The organism is Pseudomonas sp. PGPPP1 (genome assembly GCF_002255865.1).
In the GTDB taxonomy this organism is placed as follows: Bacteria; Pseudomonadota; Gammaproteobacteria; order Pseudomonadales; family Pseudomonadaceae; genus Aquipseudomonas; species Aquipseudomonas cremoris.
Map to the genome: position 1 here is coordinate 72,618 of NZ_NKIG01000024.1, position 14,003 is coordinate 86,620.

Annotated in this window: 11 protein-coding genes; 1 reads left to right on the top strand and 10 read right to left on the bottom strand. The window is 60.6% G+C overall.

Going from position 1 to position 14,003, the window contains the following annotated elements:
- Positions 1–11 precede the first annotated feature (11 nt).
- Both CFE47_RS23175 and CFE47_RS23180 read right to left on the bottom strand, forming a co-directional pair.
- Positions 12–2,330: an OspG family effector kinase gene (locus CFE47_RS23175; RefSeq protein ID WP_286840712.1), complete on the bottom strand. Its 2,319-nt coding sequence runs from the start codon at positions 2,328–2,330 to the stop codon at positions 12–14.
- Positions 2,331–2,666: 336 nt separating this feature from the next.
- Positions 2,667–3,560 (bottom strand): AraC family transcriptional regulator, encoded by an 894-nt coding sequence (locus CFE47_RS23180; RefSeq protein ID WP_286840713.1) that lies wholly within the window; start codon positions 3,558–3,560, stop codon positions 2,667–2,669.
- A gap of 182 nt (positions 3,561–3,742) precedes the next feature.
- Here CFE47_RS23180 and CFE47_RS23185 point away from each other — a divergent pair, with 182 nt between their 5' ends.
- On the top strand, positions 3,743–4,795 hold the full coding sequence (locus CFE47_RS23185; protein WP_185703288.1) for an NAD(P)-dependent alcohol dehydrogenase: 1,053 nt from the start codon (positions 3,743–3,745) through the stop codon (positions 4,793–4,795).
- On the opposite strand, the gene CFE47_RS23190 is transcribed toward CFE47_RS23185, so the two are convergent.
- From CFE47_RS23190 to CFE47_RS23225, 8 genes are all read right to left on the bottom strand, one after another.
- The gene (locus CFE47_RS23190; protein WP_286840714.1) at positions 4,796–5,599 is read right to left on the bottom strand and encodes an IclR family transcriptional regulator; all 804 of its coding nucleotides are present in this window, start codon (positions 5,597–5,599) and stop codon (positions 4,796–4,798) included.
- Positions 5,600–5,785: 186 nt separating this feature from the next.
- Positions 5,786–6,751, bottom strand: a complete 966-nt coding sequence (araH, locus tag CFE47_RS23195) for an L-arabinose ABC transporter permease AraH (protein ID WP_286840715.1) — start codon at positions 6,749–6,751, stop codon at positions 5,786–5,788.
- Positions 6,752–6,770: 19 nt separating this feature from the next.
- A complete protein-coding gene (araG, locus tag CFE47_RS23200; protein ID WP_286840716.1) occupies positions 6,771–8,270 on the bottom strand; it encodes an L-arabinose ABC transporter ATP-binding protein AraG in 1,500 nt (499 codons plus the stop codon).
- Positions 8,267–9,247, bottom strand: a complete 981-nt coding sequence (locus CFE47_RS23205; protein WP_286840717.1) for a substrate-binding domain-containing protein — start codon at positions 9,245–9,247, stop codon at positions 8,267–8,269. The genes araG and CFE47_RS23205 overlap by 4 nt, the downstream gene beginning before the upstream one ends.
- Before the next feature lie 30 nt (positions 9,248–9,277).
- A complete protein-coding gene (locus CFE47_RS23210) occupies positions 9,278–10,099 on the bottom strand; it encodes an SDR family oxidoreductase (RefSeq protein WP_286840718.1) in 822 nt (273 codons plus the stop codon).
- Between the two features lie 237 nt (positions 10,100–10,336).
- The gene (locus CFE47_RS23215; protein WP_010208407.1) at positions 10,337–10,816 is read right to left on the bottom strand and encodes a GNAT family N-acetyltransferase; all 480 of its coding nucleotides are present in this window, start codon (positions 10,814–10,816) and stop codon (positions 10,337–10,339) included.
- A 65-nt stretch (positions 10,817–10,881) separates the two neighbouring features.
- Entirely contained in the window at positions 10,882–11,505 is a 624-nt protein-coding gene (locus tag CFE47_RS23220; RefSeq protein WP_286840719.1) for a 4'-phosphopantetheinyl transferase family protein, read from the bottom strand.
- Complete coding sequence (locus tag CFE47_RS23225; protein ID WP_286840720.1) at positions 11,448–13,994, bottom strand: non-ribosomal peptide synthetase; 2,547 nt, start codon at positions 13,992–13,994, stop codon at positions 11,448–11,450. The genes CFE47_RS23220 and CFE47_RS23225 overlap by 58 nt, the downstream gene beginning before the upstream one ends.
- Positions 13,995–14,003: the final 9 nt, after the last annotated feature.

The following is a 14,003-nucleotide window of genomic DNA, read 5'->3' on the forward strand; positions in this document are numbered from 1 at the left end:
TTCGCTCGCGTTTACTCGATAGCGTTGGACTTAACGGATTCCAATACCTCAACCATTTCGTCGAAAGACTGTCCGTCAGGTTCAATTTCCTGCCTCAGGCTCCAAATGCTATAGCGGTCATTGGAGTGCGCCGAAACACTTGCAGCCGACTTTGCCGAGCCAAAATCCACGGGAAAGCATTTTTGTGACTGGGCGTCATAAAGGATATTCCGGAGCGCCAAGTCATTGTGAGCAATGCCAGCGCCCTCCAACTCAGCCAGCATGTTCAATAAGCCAACAGGCACGCCGTCGGGTATCGCCTTGCCTGCGGCCATCAGACTTTCAAGGCTTTCTCCCGAGACTTTAGGCATGCGCATATATGACACTGTGTCGGCAGCATTGCTACCCAGGAACGTCGCACGCCCTTCTCCATAAAATCGATTGAATAATTGCACCTCGTTTTTCATCTCGGGAACACGTCCCGCCGTGGGCAGAGGAAACGTTTCTTTAATAACGTAGGTTGGATCGTCCGGGTCGGTGTAAACCATCGCGCGGGAGCCAAATCCAATGGGATCGTTCAAGCGCCCTGCCAATTCATCAACCCCTCCGCCTGCGACACCTCTCCTGATCCAGACGCCATTTGCATCGGGCTTGGCGATTTTTCCACTGCTGACCAATTCAGACGGATTCTTGGGATCGCGCACTCGCAACACATAATGCAAGCCATCCCCCGCATCAGGTTTCTCGGCAACAAAATACTTTTTGCCCATGAACTCCACTTCCCGCATTCCCGGGAAAGGAGTCGAGGCGTCAGAACCAGGGATTACGGCAGGTCCCCTCGGCGTATTAACGGATACCTCGTGATCAATTGATGGGGCCTTGGGTGCCCGCACCAATTCGACATCGCTCGTATGCTCGTTGTATTTCCAGCCGTAATGTTGAGTCATGGAGGGTTCACGGTTCAAAGCTCCGCCTTCTAGTCCAACCCCCACAGATGCAATTTCGTGCGCCAGTTGCAGGCCAGATATCACTGCTGCCGATGCACCGCCCACGCGATCATCAGCCGTCATGCCATAAACGGCGTCGTGGACGCCAAAGACAATATTTCCCGTGTTGCCAATAACGGGTAGATAACCGAAGGTGTTTCCCCAGAAGTCTTTCGCAGACTTCCAATTTTGCTGCGAGGAACCAAATACCTCTGTCTGGTCGGCCCAGACCGCATTTTTTGCGTTCACCGCCTGGTATTCAGCGGCTATACCGACATTCAGATCACCGCATTTCAACCTGTAATCGCTGCCTCGCGCGCCCGTGTAGTTGAAGGTCTCCCACACTGGCACAGCCTTGTCCTTGAGTAGGTTCTGATACCCTGGATAGGTCGCATGATTGCCCGCAATCAAGTTTTGAAGCACATCGCCCGCCTTCGGCCAATGAGCATCTCTGCCCCCTTGCCTGTCACTGGCGTTGAAACTACGCGACAGATTGCCCTGATTGTTTTTAGCCCAACTGGCGAACGCCTTGTCACCTGAAATTTCGTGAACGGCACCGTTCTTCAAGTCAATCATGACGCCCATGTTGGGCCGGTGCCTGAAGTCACCGTCGTAGGGCGTATAGGGGATAAATGCGTAACCTGCCAGGGGATAGCCGTAGATATTTGGAATAATGGCTTGCCCATTCTTCTGCAACGTATCGATGACCGCCTTTTGACCTTCCTCGCTTAACGTTCCAAAACTGTCTTTGTGATCAACCAGGCTTTGTAATGTGCCTCGTATGAGATACGCGTCTGCTTTGCCCGAACGCCGCGCCAATACGCCGGAGGCATCCCGCATCGGTGTCGCGATATCCTCTTCCCAGTGGCTTTGAAGGTTTGCCCCCAGCGACTCCAGCTCGGCGACCTGGCCCTTGTCCTTTGCCTCAATCTGCATCGACTGGAAATTGATCGGCCCACCTCGCTGCACTTTATCGTGCGCAAGTGCACCGGCTGCAATTTCCCAGGCAAAGTAGGTACGGCGGTCAGTGCTGGTCAGGTGCTCCGGCTTACCAAAGCCGGTATAAGAGTGGAACGTTACGCTGATTTTTTCATGTGGATCGTGCCCGGCGGCCAGTAACCCAGCGCTGAAATAGCCTGCCGGCTCCAGGAATTGGCGCACCTTCTGGAACCTGACATTGCTCCCGCCCTCGCTAGTGCTTTCTATGCTCTGGACCTGTGCAACGACACGACCGGCATAAGCATCAATTCGCTGCATCCGTTCCCGTTGCGTGTAACCCGTTGTGGGCGCAGACGGGTCGGCAGATCCGTAAATCACCGCCTTGGCAACATCGAACTCATTATCAGGGTTATAGCGGCGAGGCATTTTTTGCCCAGGACCAATCGTTTTGTCGTCTGAACTGCTGGGCTCGCCCGTTCGCGTATTGTTGAGTGGCGACGAACTGTCGATTGCCCTGGTAGGCCGACGATGCGCGCGGGGGAGTTTTTGGCTATCCGTCGATGCGCCTGCCGTGGACGTCTCACGGACGTCATTAGGTACTGCACGCTGAACAGCGGGGATGAATGACTGAACTCTCACAGTGGGCATTTCCCTGGATTGAGGCATTGACATGCCCGGTACGACCCTATGTGCAGCAAGGAGGGAAAACCGTTCCCGAGCTGCCACAAACGATGGCAATCCACTGTTTCAGGGGGGTTCGGGTCAGGCAGCCCGCTCTTCGCCGGGGTTGCGTTCGAAGTAGCGCTTATATTCACGACTGAACTGCGACGTACTCTGATACCCCACCCTATGCGCCGCCTGCGCCACGCCCATGCCCTCTACCAGCAGCAACTGCTGGGCCTTGAGCAAGCGCAAACGCTTGAGATACTGCACCGGCGACAACAGCGTGCAACGCTTGAAATGCTCATGAAAGGTCGATGCACTCATGTGCGCGTACCCGGCCAAGGTCTCGATATTCAACGGCTCGTCAAAATGCGCATGCAGATGGTTCAACGACGTGGCAATCCGCGAAAACTGTCCCTGCTGCTCCACCAAGGCACGCAACACATCCGCCTGCGGCCCGCGCAACGCAGTGAACAATAATTCGCGCACCCGCGCCGGGCCCATGATCCGGCTTTCCAGCGGATCGTGCAGGCACTGCAACAGCCGCTCGACGCAACCGCGCATGGCGTCATCGAGCACCACTGAACTCATCGACTCCAGTGTTTGCGCCGTCGGCGGCGGTCCCGCCTGAATGCCCATGGCCATCACCAACTCCCCCAACACCACGCGATCAATGCCCACCGTTACCCCGTACAACGGCGCATCCGGCGCCATGGCAAAGGTCTCGCACTCGAACGGCACCGGCATCGCCTGGATCAGATAGTGCCCGGCGCCGTAATCCAGCGTGCGCGGGCCCAGGTACGCGACCTTGCTGCCCTGGGCCACGAACATCAGGCTCGGCTCATAGATCTGCGGCCCACGTGCCACGTCGCAACTGGCGCGCAGTACCTTCACGCCGGGCAGGTTCGTCGGGGAGAAACCATCGCAGGGCGTAAGCCCCTCAATCAAGGAGACCAGCGTGGCGTTGGCATCGAGATGGCGGGTCAACAACATGGCAAAAAACTTCGCGAAAAAGGGATGAGAACATCATCGCAGGTCTGGCGGCACATAAATCCAAACACGGGGCACTCCCGGACGAATAGGCATGAGACTCGGAGCAATCGCCATGGCCGCCTCCAGGCCCGGCGCGGAGAATGCGCCGCCTCTCCTGTGATTGCTTTTGCGAGGTTCTCCCCATGTACACCGCCATCGGTTATGCCGCCCAGTCGGCCACCACTCCCCTCGCCCCCATGTCATTCCAGCGCCGCAGCCCACGCGTGGATGACGTGGCCATCGAAATCCTCTACTGCGGTGTGTGCCACTCCGACATTCACCAAGCGCGCAACGAATGGGGCATCGCCGTGTACCCGCTGATGCCCGGCCACGAGATCGTCGGCAAGGTCACTGCCGTCGGCGCCAACGTCACCGCGCACAAAGTCGGTGACCTGGTGGGCGTGGGCTGCATGGTCGACTCGTGCCGCCACTGCGACGCGTGCAAATCGGACCTGGAGCAATACTGCCTCGAAGGTCCGACCATGACCTACGCCACCCCGGACCGCATCGACGGCAGCAACACCATGGGCGGCTACTCCGACAGCATCGTGGTCAGCGAACACTTCGTGGTGAAGATCCCGGCCAAGCTTGACCTGGCCAGTGCTGCGCCGATCCTGTGTGCCGGCGTGACCATGTACTCGCCAATCAAGCACTACGGCATCAAGGCCGGTGACAAGGTGGGCGTATTGGGCATGGGTGGCCTGGGCCATATGGGCATCAAGCTGGCCAAGGCGATTGGCGCTGAGGTGACCCTGTTCACCCGTTCCGCGAGCAAGGCCGAAGAAGGTCGCCGCCAAGGCGCCGACCATGTGATCGTGTCCACCGACGCCGAGCAGATGAAAGCCGCTGCCGGGCACTTCGATTTCCTGCTGGACACCATCCCGGTGCAGCACGACCTCAACCCCTACCTCGACGTGCTGCGCTTTGACGGCGTGCACATCCTGGTGGGCCTGATCGAGCCGGTCGACCCGCCGGTAAACGCCGCCAAGCTGATCCTGGGCCGCAAGGTGCTGGCCGGCTCGCTGATCGGTGGCATTGCCGAAACCCAGGAAGTCCTGGATTTCTGCGCCGAGCACGGCATCAGTTGCGACATCGAGATGCTCGACATCCGCCACATCAACGAAGCCTACAGCCGCATGATCGCCGGCGATGTGAAGTACCGCTTTGTCATCGACATGGCGACCCTGAAGGTCTGATCAGGCCTTCGCGCCCAACTCCGCTGACAGCCGCGCTGCGACCTGTTTGACCACAGGGATCAGCTCGGCCATTTTCTCCAGCGGCATGTAGGGCACGGTACTGGCGATGCTGATGCCGGCGACGATTCGCCGGCTGGCATCGCGCACCGGTGCCGCCACACAACGGATCGACGGTTCGTTGTCTTCCAGATCGAACGCATAGCCCCCCACCACGTATTCGTGCATGCGCTGCTCGAACTGCGCCCAGGACTGCTCCGGGTGCTGCGGCCATTGCTGGCTTTTGCCCGCGACCGGCTGGCTCACTTCGTACAGGCGCTGCCACTCCTGCAGCGTGTCATCCAACAGCAACGCCTTGCCGATCCCGGTACGAGCCAACGGCATGCGATGGCCGACCCGCGAGCGCATTTCCGGGCCGTTGCGACCGGGGTTCTTGTGCAGGTAAAGCACGTCGTCGTATTCGCGAATGGCCAGGTGGATGGTGTCGCCGGTCAGTGCCGACAGCTCGTCCAGGTACGGTATCGCCAGGGTCACCAGCGGCAATTCTTCACGCGCCTGGAAGCCCAATTCGATCAACTTGGGCCCCAGCAGGTAGCCGACCTGCGGCACCACGCGCAGGTAGCGCTCTTCCACCAGGCAACTGGCCAGGCGATGGGTGGTGCTGCGGGTAGTGCCGATGCGCTTGGCGATCTGTTTCAGATCCCGCGCACCAGCCGCCACCGCTTGCACCACGCCCAGGCCACGCAGCAGGGTTTGGGTGCCGGTGGGTGCGGCGTCTTTGGCGGAGGTGGGAGCGTTTTCCTGCATATCGGGCCTATGTGGTGGTACGAAAACTGGCGGCATTATGGCAAATGCTGAACCTGAGCACAGTGGAGATCAAAATGTGGGAGCGGGCTTGCTCGCGAAAGCGGAGTGTCAGTCAGCACATCTGTTTCTGATACACCGCATTCGCGAGCAAGCCCGCTCCCACATTTAGTCCTCACATGGCATGGCTTAGCGTTGCTTCATGCGGTCGATGATCACCGCCAGCAGCAGGATGGAGCCGCGGATAACGTACTGATAGAACGTGTCGATGTTTTTGAGGTTCATCGCATTCTCGATGATAGCCAGAATCAACACCCCGGCAATCACATGCCGGATCATGCCAATGCCACCACTCAACGACACCCCGCCCAACACGCATGCAGAGATCACCGTCAGCTCAAACCCCTGCCCGATCATCGGCTGGCCGGAGGTCATCCGCGACGCAAGGATCACCCCTGCCAACGCACCAATCAGCCCATGCACGGCAAAGATAATGATCTTGGTGCGGTCAACGTTCACCCCCGCCAGCAGCGCCGCTTCCTGGTTGCCGCCGATGGCCATGGTGTTGCGCCCATAGGTGGTGTAGTTCAACAACCAACCAAAGAACACAAAGCACAGCACGGTGATGATGATCGGCACTGGCACGCCCAGCAGTTGGCCGTTGCCGAACACGAAGAAGCTTTCGTCCATCACCCCCACCGCCTTGCCGTTGGAGAAGATGTAAGCCAGCCCACGCACGATTTGCATGGTCGCCAACGTCGCGATCAACGCGTTGATGCGCAGCTTGGCGATGACAATGCCGTTGATCAGCCCCACCACCAGGCCCATGGCCAAGGCTGCTGACACGCCGAGTACCACGCTGTCGGTGTCGCGAATCACGATGCCCGCCACCACACCGGCGCAGGCAATCACCGAGCCCACCGACAGGTCGAAATGCCCGGATGCCAGGCAGAACAACATGGTGCATGCGGCGATGCCCACGGTGGAAATCGCCAGGCCCAGGCCGCGCATGTTCAGCGGGGAGAGGAAGTTGTCGATGAACAGCGCGCTAAGCACAAAGATGCTCAGCGCCGCGAGCAGCATCACCCAATCATCGAGGAACTTGCGCTGGTTGAAACCCGGCCAGAAGCCCTTTGCAGTTTTTACCTGTGACATGCCTACACCCTCGAATACTTCAAGCCCGCGAACGCGGGAGAGCCAGTTGCAACAGCCGTGCTTCATCCGCCTGGTCGCGGCTGAGTTCGCCAGTCAGGGCGCCTTCGCTCATCACCAGGATGCGGTCGCTGATGCCCATCACTTCCATCAGGTCGCTGGACACTACGATGACCGCGATGCCGCTGGCGGCCAGGTTGTGGATGATCTGGTAGATCTCCGACTTGGCGCCGATATCGATACCGCGCGTGGGTTCGTCCAGCAGCAACACTTTCATCGGCATCGACAGCCAGCGGCCGAGAATGGCCTTCTGCTGGTTGCCGCCGGACAGGTACATGATTTTCTGCTCGGCGTTGGGCGTCTTGACCTTCATCGCCTTGATCTGCTGGTCGGCGTTGCCCTTTTCCCAGCCGTCGCGCAGCAGCCAACCGAAGGTGGAGTGCGCGCCACGGGCACTGATATTGATGTTCTCGGCCACGCTGGAGAGCGGGATGATGCCCTCCTTCTTGCGGTCCTCCGGGCATAGCAGCACGCCGGCGGCGATGGCGTCGCGGGGGGATTGCAAGTGCAGGGTTTCACCGCAGAGTTCCAGGCTGCCGGCGGTGCTGCGGATCAAACCGCTCAGCAACCGAAACAGCTCGGTACGCCCCGCGCCCACCAACCCGAACAGACCGAGAATCTCGCCTTTGTGCACCTCAAGGCTGACCGCTTCACGCAGACCCGGCCCGAGCAAACCCTCGACCTTAAGCGCCACCTCACCCTGCTCACGCGGCCGGTAGTCGTAGATATCCTGGATGTCACGGCCGACCATGCAGGTCACCAGTTGGTCGTGGGTCAGTGCCGCCATGTCATCAAAGGTGCGCACATAACGACCGTCCTTGAAGACGGTGACTGCGTTGCAGATGCGGAACACTTCCTCCATGCGGTGCGACACGTAGAGCACCACTTTGCCCTCGTCCCGCAGGCGCGTGATGATCGCCATCAAGCGGTCGATCTCGCGTGCAGAAAGACTGCTGGTGGGCTCGTCGAAAGCAATCACATGGGCGCCACGGGATAACGCCTTGGCGATTTCCACCAATTGGCGTTGGCCCAAAGACAGACGCCCGAGTTTTTCCTCTGGATCAATTTCATCGGCCAGGCCCTTGAGACACGCCAGCGCCTGCTTGCGTAGCTGGCGCCGATCCACCACGCCAAATCGCGACGGCAAATGCCCCAGGAACAAGTTCTCGGCGACCGTCATTTCCGGCACCAGGTGCAGCTCTTGATGGATCACCGCCACGCCACTGGCGATGCTGTCGGCAGCGCTCTTGAAGGCCATGGTCTGCTCACCGATCTGCAGCGAGCCGCTGCTGGGGATGTAGGCGCCGCCAAGGATTTTCAGCAACGTGGACTTGCCCGCGCCGTTCTCGCCCATCAACGCATGGACCTCGTGCGGCCGCGCTTCAAAGCTGATCTGCGCCAGGGCTTTCACCCCGGGAAATTCCTTGCCGATGCCGTTGAAGCGCAGGGCCGCGCCGCTCATTTCCACAGCCCGATTTTGCTCAACTCTTCCTTGAAGTTGGCGCGGGTGATCAGGGTCACGTTATCCAGCGCAGTGAACTTGGCGGGCTCGGTGCCTTTGGTGACCCACTCGAACATCGCGCTGGCGGTCTTGTAGCCTGACGCGTCAGGGCTGAGCAGCATGGAGCCGTAGAAGCCGGTGTCGGACTTCTTCAGTTCTTCGATAGCGTCGGTGCCGTTGATGCCCACGCCGATCACGTTGGCCGCCTTGAAGCCGGCACTTTCGGTGGCGCGCACGCCGCCCAGCACGGTGCTGTCATTCATGCCGCCGATGAGCAGGTTTTTCGCGGCGCGGGGCAATTTGACCAACGCCGAGTTGGTGGCGTCCATGCTGCCGGGCACGTCGAGGGTTTTCTGCGCGCTGAACAGGATGTGGTCAGCGGGCAAGCCAGCCGCCTTGAGGCCTTCGACTGAACCGTCGGTGCGTTTCTTGCCGGTTTCCAGCTCGTCGAAGGTATTGATCACGGCGTAGGTTTCATTCCAATCCCAGCCGCGTTTTTTTGCCTCGACGGCCATGGCCTCGCCTTGTTTCTGGCCGATCTTGTAGGCGTCCAGGCCTACGTAAGGCACGTCTTCCATGGGCTTGCCCTTGGCGTCGACGAAACGGTCGTCCACCGCCAGCACTTTCAAATTATTGAGCTTGGCCTTGGCCATGATGGCCGGGCCCAGGGACACATCCGGCGGGCAAATGACAAAGCCCTTGGCGCCGTTGGCGGCCAGGGTGTCGATGGCTGAAAGGGTCTTCTCGCCATCGGGCACGGCGATCTTGATTACGGTGAACCCTTGGTCCTTGCCGGCTTTTTCAGCGAAGGCCCATTCGGTCTGGAACCACGGTTCTTCGGCCTGCTTGACCAGGAAACCGATCTTCACTTCTTCGGCAGATACCACGCCGCTAAAGGCGAGCGCGAGCGCCAGCGCCCCTACAGTTTTCTTGAACATGAACCACCTCTTCTTGTTATTGGAAAAGTGTTAGTCGTGGTACATCACAGAACGCCCGCCATCGATCATCAGGCAGGTGGCATTGATAAAGGGCGCCTCGTCGGTGGCCAGGAACAGCGCGGTCATCGCCACCTCCACGGGCTGGCCGATGCGCTTGGGCGGGTGCAGGTCAAAGGCACGCTGGCGCTCGGCATGCGGGTCGGGAAACCCGTTCCAGTAATCGACGTTGAGCTGGGTTTCGATATAGCCCGGCGCAATGGCATTCACGCGGATGCCCTTGGGTGCGTATTCGATGCCGAGGGCGCGGGTGAGGCCGAGCAGGCCGTGCTTGGCGACAGGGTAAGGAAAGCAGCCAGGAATGATGTGGCTGGAATGGGTGGAGGCAATGTTGATGATGTTGCCGATGCCCTGCTCGATCATGTGCGGCAACACCGTGCGGCAGCCGAACCAGGCGCCGTCGAGGTCGATGGCGAAGCAACGGCGCCAGTCTTCGTCGGTCATTTCCAGCGGGTCGCGGAATACGTTGACCCCCGCACAATTGACCAGCACATCCACACGGCCGAAGCGTTCGATGGCCAGGTTGACCAGCGACTGCCATTGATCCTTGGAGGTGATATCCACGGCTTGCGCATGGACCTCGGCGCCGCGTTCGCGCCAGTGGGCGGCAACGTTCTGGACCTTTTCGCCCTGGATATCGGCAATCACCAACCGCGCCTGCTGGGCCTGGAAACACGCGACGATCGCCTCGCCAATGCCTTGGGCGGCGCCGGTGATGATCACCACTTTGCCTTTGAGCCGCTCTCCGTAGGTAGGCTCGGGCACGGCGGGGAGTGACAACGGTTGTGCCTGCATCGCTTCACCTGTTTTATTTTTGGTAGTGAGTGCTGATGCAGGGGACTATAAACCTATCTTTTGAAATATCTCAATATATAAATTTGCATCCCATATATTGAACAACGCACAAAAAAATGTGGGAGCGGGCTTGCTGGCGAATGCGGTGTGTCAGTCACCTGATAGGGCGACTGATCCACCGCATTCGCGAGCAAGCCCGCTCCCACATTTGAACTCAGTGTTTTCTAAAACCCAATCTCAGCCCAAGGCAAAGTCGCGTAGCGCGTCGCCTTCCATGCGGTAGCGCACCCACTCTTCCTGGGGTTGGGCACCGATGGATTTGTAGAAGGCAATTGCCGGTTCGTTCCAGTCCAGCACGCTCCATTCGAAGCGCCCGCAGCCGTTGTCGAAGGCAATCTTGGCCAGGTGGCGCAGCAACTTCTTGCCCGCCCCGCCGCCGCGTTGTTCCGGGTTGATGTACAGGTCTTCGAGGTACAGGCAGTTGCTGCCCAGCCAAGTGGAGTAGCTGAAAAAGAACACCGCAAAACCAATCGGCAAGCCATCGCGCAGGCAGATCAGGCCGTGGGCGGTAGCGCCTTCGCTGAATAGGCTGCGTTCGATGTCCACCACGCTGGCGATCACTTCATGCCGGGCTTTCTCGTACTCGGCAAGCTCGGTGATAAACGTCAGGATTTGCGCAGCATCGCTGGGCACGGCGGGGCGAATCTCGATGGTCATGGGCGAGCCTTGGCAATTTCAAAGCACACATACTAAGGGGCTTTCATGACTGATTGCAGCGCAATTTATACCGGCAGTGCCAACACCCCGAGCAGCCCTGCCGGTAAGTCCAGCTCAACAATGCGATACGGTCGTTGCGCCTCGCGTGACCACTCGCCCAGCGTTAGCCCGGCACACTTGAGCCGCGCTTCGCGCTCGCACCAGGCGCGGGTGAACAAACGGGCACGCTGCATCTGGTCCACGGCGCACAAGCGCGCCAACACCTGGGGGCCCAAATAGTCGCCCGCTACGCCGTGCCAGTCGAAGGTGTCCAGCACGGTCATCACATCAATGCCCACCGGGCCATGCAGATGCACCGCTGCCACCGAGAACTCGCCGTCGTGACTGATGGAAAGCCCGGCATGCTCGTGCCCTGGCACGCCGATGCGTGGCGCCTGGCCGGGCTCCGTAGCAAAGGTAATGCAACTCAGGGGCACATCGAGTACTTGCGCCAACGCCTCGTTCAACGCCTGCCGCACGCGCATGCGGGCCGTGTCGCGGTCGAGGCCCGGCGCATGCCGCACGCCTATCAGCAACACGCCGTTCTGCCAGCGCAGGGTTGTTTCTGGCCACATGAACACCTGCATCGGCGTCAGCCCCGCGCCGGCGCGGCCGGGCAACCGAGCCAACTGCTGGAGGCCGGAATACACTCGCCTTTCATCACCAACGTCAGCGGGCCAAGCCGCGCGCCGTTGCCGACTTCGGCGCTGTACAGCACGGCACTGCGCGGGCCCATGTAGACGCGCTCGCCGATCAGCACCTGGTCGATTTTCATCACGCGGTCCTCAAACAGATGCGTCTGAGGGCAGGCGCCCGCGTTCAATTCGCTGTGGTCGCCGATGGTCACGCAGTCGAATTCGGTGATGTCGGTGGTGTCCATGTACACGCCCCGGCCGATCTTGCAGCCCAGCCCCCGGAACGCCAACGGCAACCACGGTGTGCCGCGCAGGTAACTCATGAAATTGGGCGCAGCCATGCCTTCATACAGGCTGGTGATGCCCTCGGACAGCCACACAAACGGCGTCCACATCGCTTCGGAGCGTTTGCGGTAGCGCCCAATCGCCAGCCATTTCAGTGAAGCCACCAACAGGTAATTACCCAGGCTGTAGGCCAGGCCGATCAGCGCCAGGTAACCCAACACGGCGCCCCAACGCTGCGCTTCGGCGACGGGCATCAGGTCCATCATTACCGTGTAGCCCACGGCGATCACCGCCGCCTGCGCCAACCCACAGCGCCAGCGAGCCAGGGCTGAAGGCGGCGTCCACGCCGCCTGTTGCACAGTCGGTTGCGGCGTAGCTTGCAGGACGTGCGCAATAGCACCTACCCGCCGCTGCTGATAAATATCGCGCACGGTGATGTGGGCGAAACGCTCATCGGCACGCAGCGCCGACGCCAGCCGTGCCGCGAAGAATGAGTGACCGCCCAGGTCGACGAAGAAGTCGGCATCGCGACGAATCGGCTGGCCGGGGAAGAGTGTTTCCAGGGCGGCGAACAGTGCACTTTCCGAAGGGGTTTCCGGGGTGTCGGATTCCAGGTTCGCGCCGTGGGTGTTCATGGCCAACGGCCGCGCCTTGAGGGCTTTGCGGTCGATCTTGCCGGAGGTCAGGCGCGGCATGCTTTCGAGCAGCTCAAAGCGACCCGGCACCATGTACGCCGGCAACCGCGCCTGCAATGCCTTGCGCAACCGTGCGGGCAAGTCGTCCACAGGCAGGCCGCCCTCGGGCACCAGATAGGCGATCAATTGATCGATGCCGCCGTCGTTGCGCAGCAGCACCGCGACCGTGCCCACCCCTGGTTGTTGGGCGAGCAAGGCTTCGATTTCGCCCAACTCGACCCGAAAACCACGGATCTTCACCTGGTCATCGGCGCGCCCAAGGCACACCACTTGCCCGTCGGCATCAATGCGCGCCAAGTCACCGGTGCGATACAGGCGCTCATCGTAGTAGCCGGTAGACCAGGGGTTTTCGAGGAATTTTTCGCGGGTCAGGTCAGGCCTTCCCAAATACCCGTCGGCCAAGCCGGGACCGATGATGCACAGCTCGCCGGTCTGCCCGCGCGCCAGCAAGGTCGGCGTGGCACCGGCGGCCAGTTCGGCCTCGATCACCAGCAAACCGTAATTGGGCAGCGGTGTGCCAATCGTCACCGGTGCGCCCGGCTCCAAGCGCGCCAAACTCGCAGAAACGGTGGCTTCGGTGGGGCCATAGGTGTTGAAGATCTGTCGGCCGGGACGGCTCCAGCGTTCCACCAGCGACTCCGGGCACATCTCGCCGCCAAGGTTGATCAGGCGCAGGCTGGGCACGTCTTCACTGAACAATGCCAGCAGCGTTGGCACCGCGTGCAACACGCTGATGCGCTGCTGGGCGAGCAGGCGCGGCAGGGCTTCGGGGTCGCCGGTGATGTCCTTGGGGCCGATCCACAGGGTGGCGCCCACCAGGTAGGCGATCCAGATTTCCTCAAAGGACATGTCGAAGGCCACCGAGAAACCTTGGTAAACCCGGTCGCTGGCCTGGATGCCGAGGATCGCGTTTTCACTGCGCAGGAAGTGGCAGATGCTGCCTTGGGAAATCAGGATGCCCTTGGGTTTGCCGGTGGAGCCGGAGGTGTAGATGACGTAGGCCGGGTCTTCCGGCTGCGCATTGCTGCGGCGCAGCAACGGCGCCGCCAACGGTGCGAGCAATACCTCGGCGACCCAGGCGGTAAGACCCACGGCCTGCAAAGCGGGGGCGTTGCTTGCACTGCTCAAGACGCAAACCGCCTGGGCATCCTCCATGCAGATCTGCAGGCGCTCCAGCGGCGTGTCCTGGTCCAGCGGCAACCAGGCGGCGCCGGTCTTGGCGATGCCCGCCTGCATGACCAGCAGTTCCAACCCGCGCGGCATCCACAAGCCGACAATCTGGCCGGGCCCCACGCCCGCCTCGATCAAGCGCGAGGCGACGACGTTGGCTTGTCGATCCAGCTCGCCATAACTGAGCTGGCGCTCGCCATCGATCAGCGCCACCTGGTGCGGGTCACGACGCACCGTGGCCTCAAGCAAATCGGCCAACACCTCGTTACGCAACAATTCAGGCTGGATTGGACCGTACAACACCTCTGTCGGTCGGGCGATAACGGGGGCTTTCAGCAAGGTCACAGTAGTCATGGCGGCAGT

Bases quoted from the DNA above. Each gene is read 5' to 3' on its own strand.
- CFE47_RS23175 (WP_286840712.1), bottom strand. From the start codon at position 2,330: ATGCCTCGCCGCTATAACCCTGATAATGAGTTCGATGTTGCCAAGGCG.
- CFE47_RS23180 (WP_286840713.1), bottom strand. From the start codon at position 3,560: ATGTTGTTGACCCGCCATCTCGATGCCAACGCCACGCTGGTCTCCTTG.
- CFE47_RS23185 (WP_185703288.1), top strand. From the start codon at position 3,743: ATGTACACCGCCATCGGTTATGCCGCCCAGTCGGCCACCACTCCCCTC.
- CFE47_RS23190 (WP_286840714.1), bottom strand. From the start codon at position 5,599: ATGCAGGAAAACGCTCCCACCTCCGCCAAAGACGCCGCACCCACCGGC.
- araH (WP_286840715.1), bottom strand. From the start codon at position 6,751: ATGTCACAGGTAAAAACTGCAAAGGGCTTCTGGCCGGGTTTCAACCAG.
- araG (WP_286840716.1), bottom strand. From the start codon at position 8,270: ATGAGCGGCGCGGCCCTGCGCTTCAACGGCATCGGCAAGGAATTTCCC.
- CFE47_RS23205 (WP_286840717.1), bottom strand. From the start codon at position 9,247: ATGTTCAAGAAAACTGTAGGGGCGCTGGCGCTCGCGCTCGCCTTTAGC.
- CFE47_RS23210 (WP_286840718.1), bottom strand. From the start codon at position 10,099: ATGCAGGCACAACCGTTGTCACTCCCCGCCGTGCCCGAGCCTACCTAC.
- CFE47_RS23215 (WP_010208407.1), bottom strand. From the start codon at position 10,816: ATGACCATCGAGATTCGCCCCGCCGTGCCCAGCGATGCTGCGCAAATC.
- CFE47_RS23225 (WP_286840720.1), bottom strand. From the start codon at position 13,994: ATGACTACTGTGACCTTGCTGAAAGCCCCCGTTATCGCCCGACCGACA.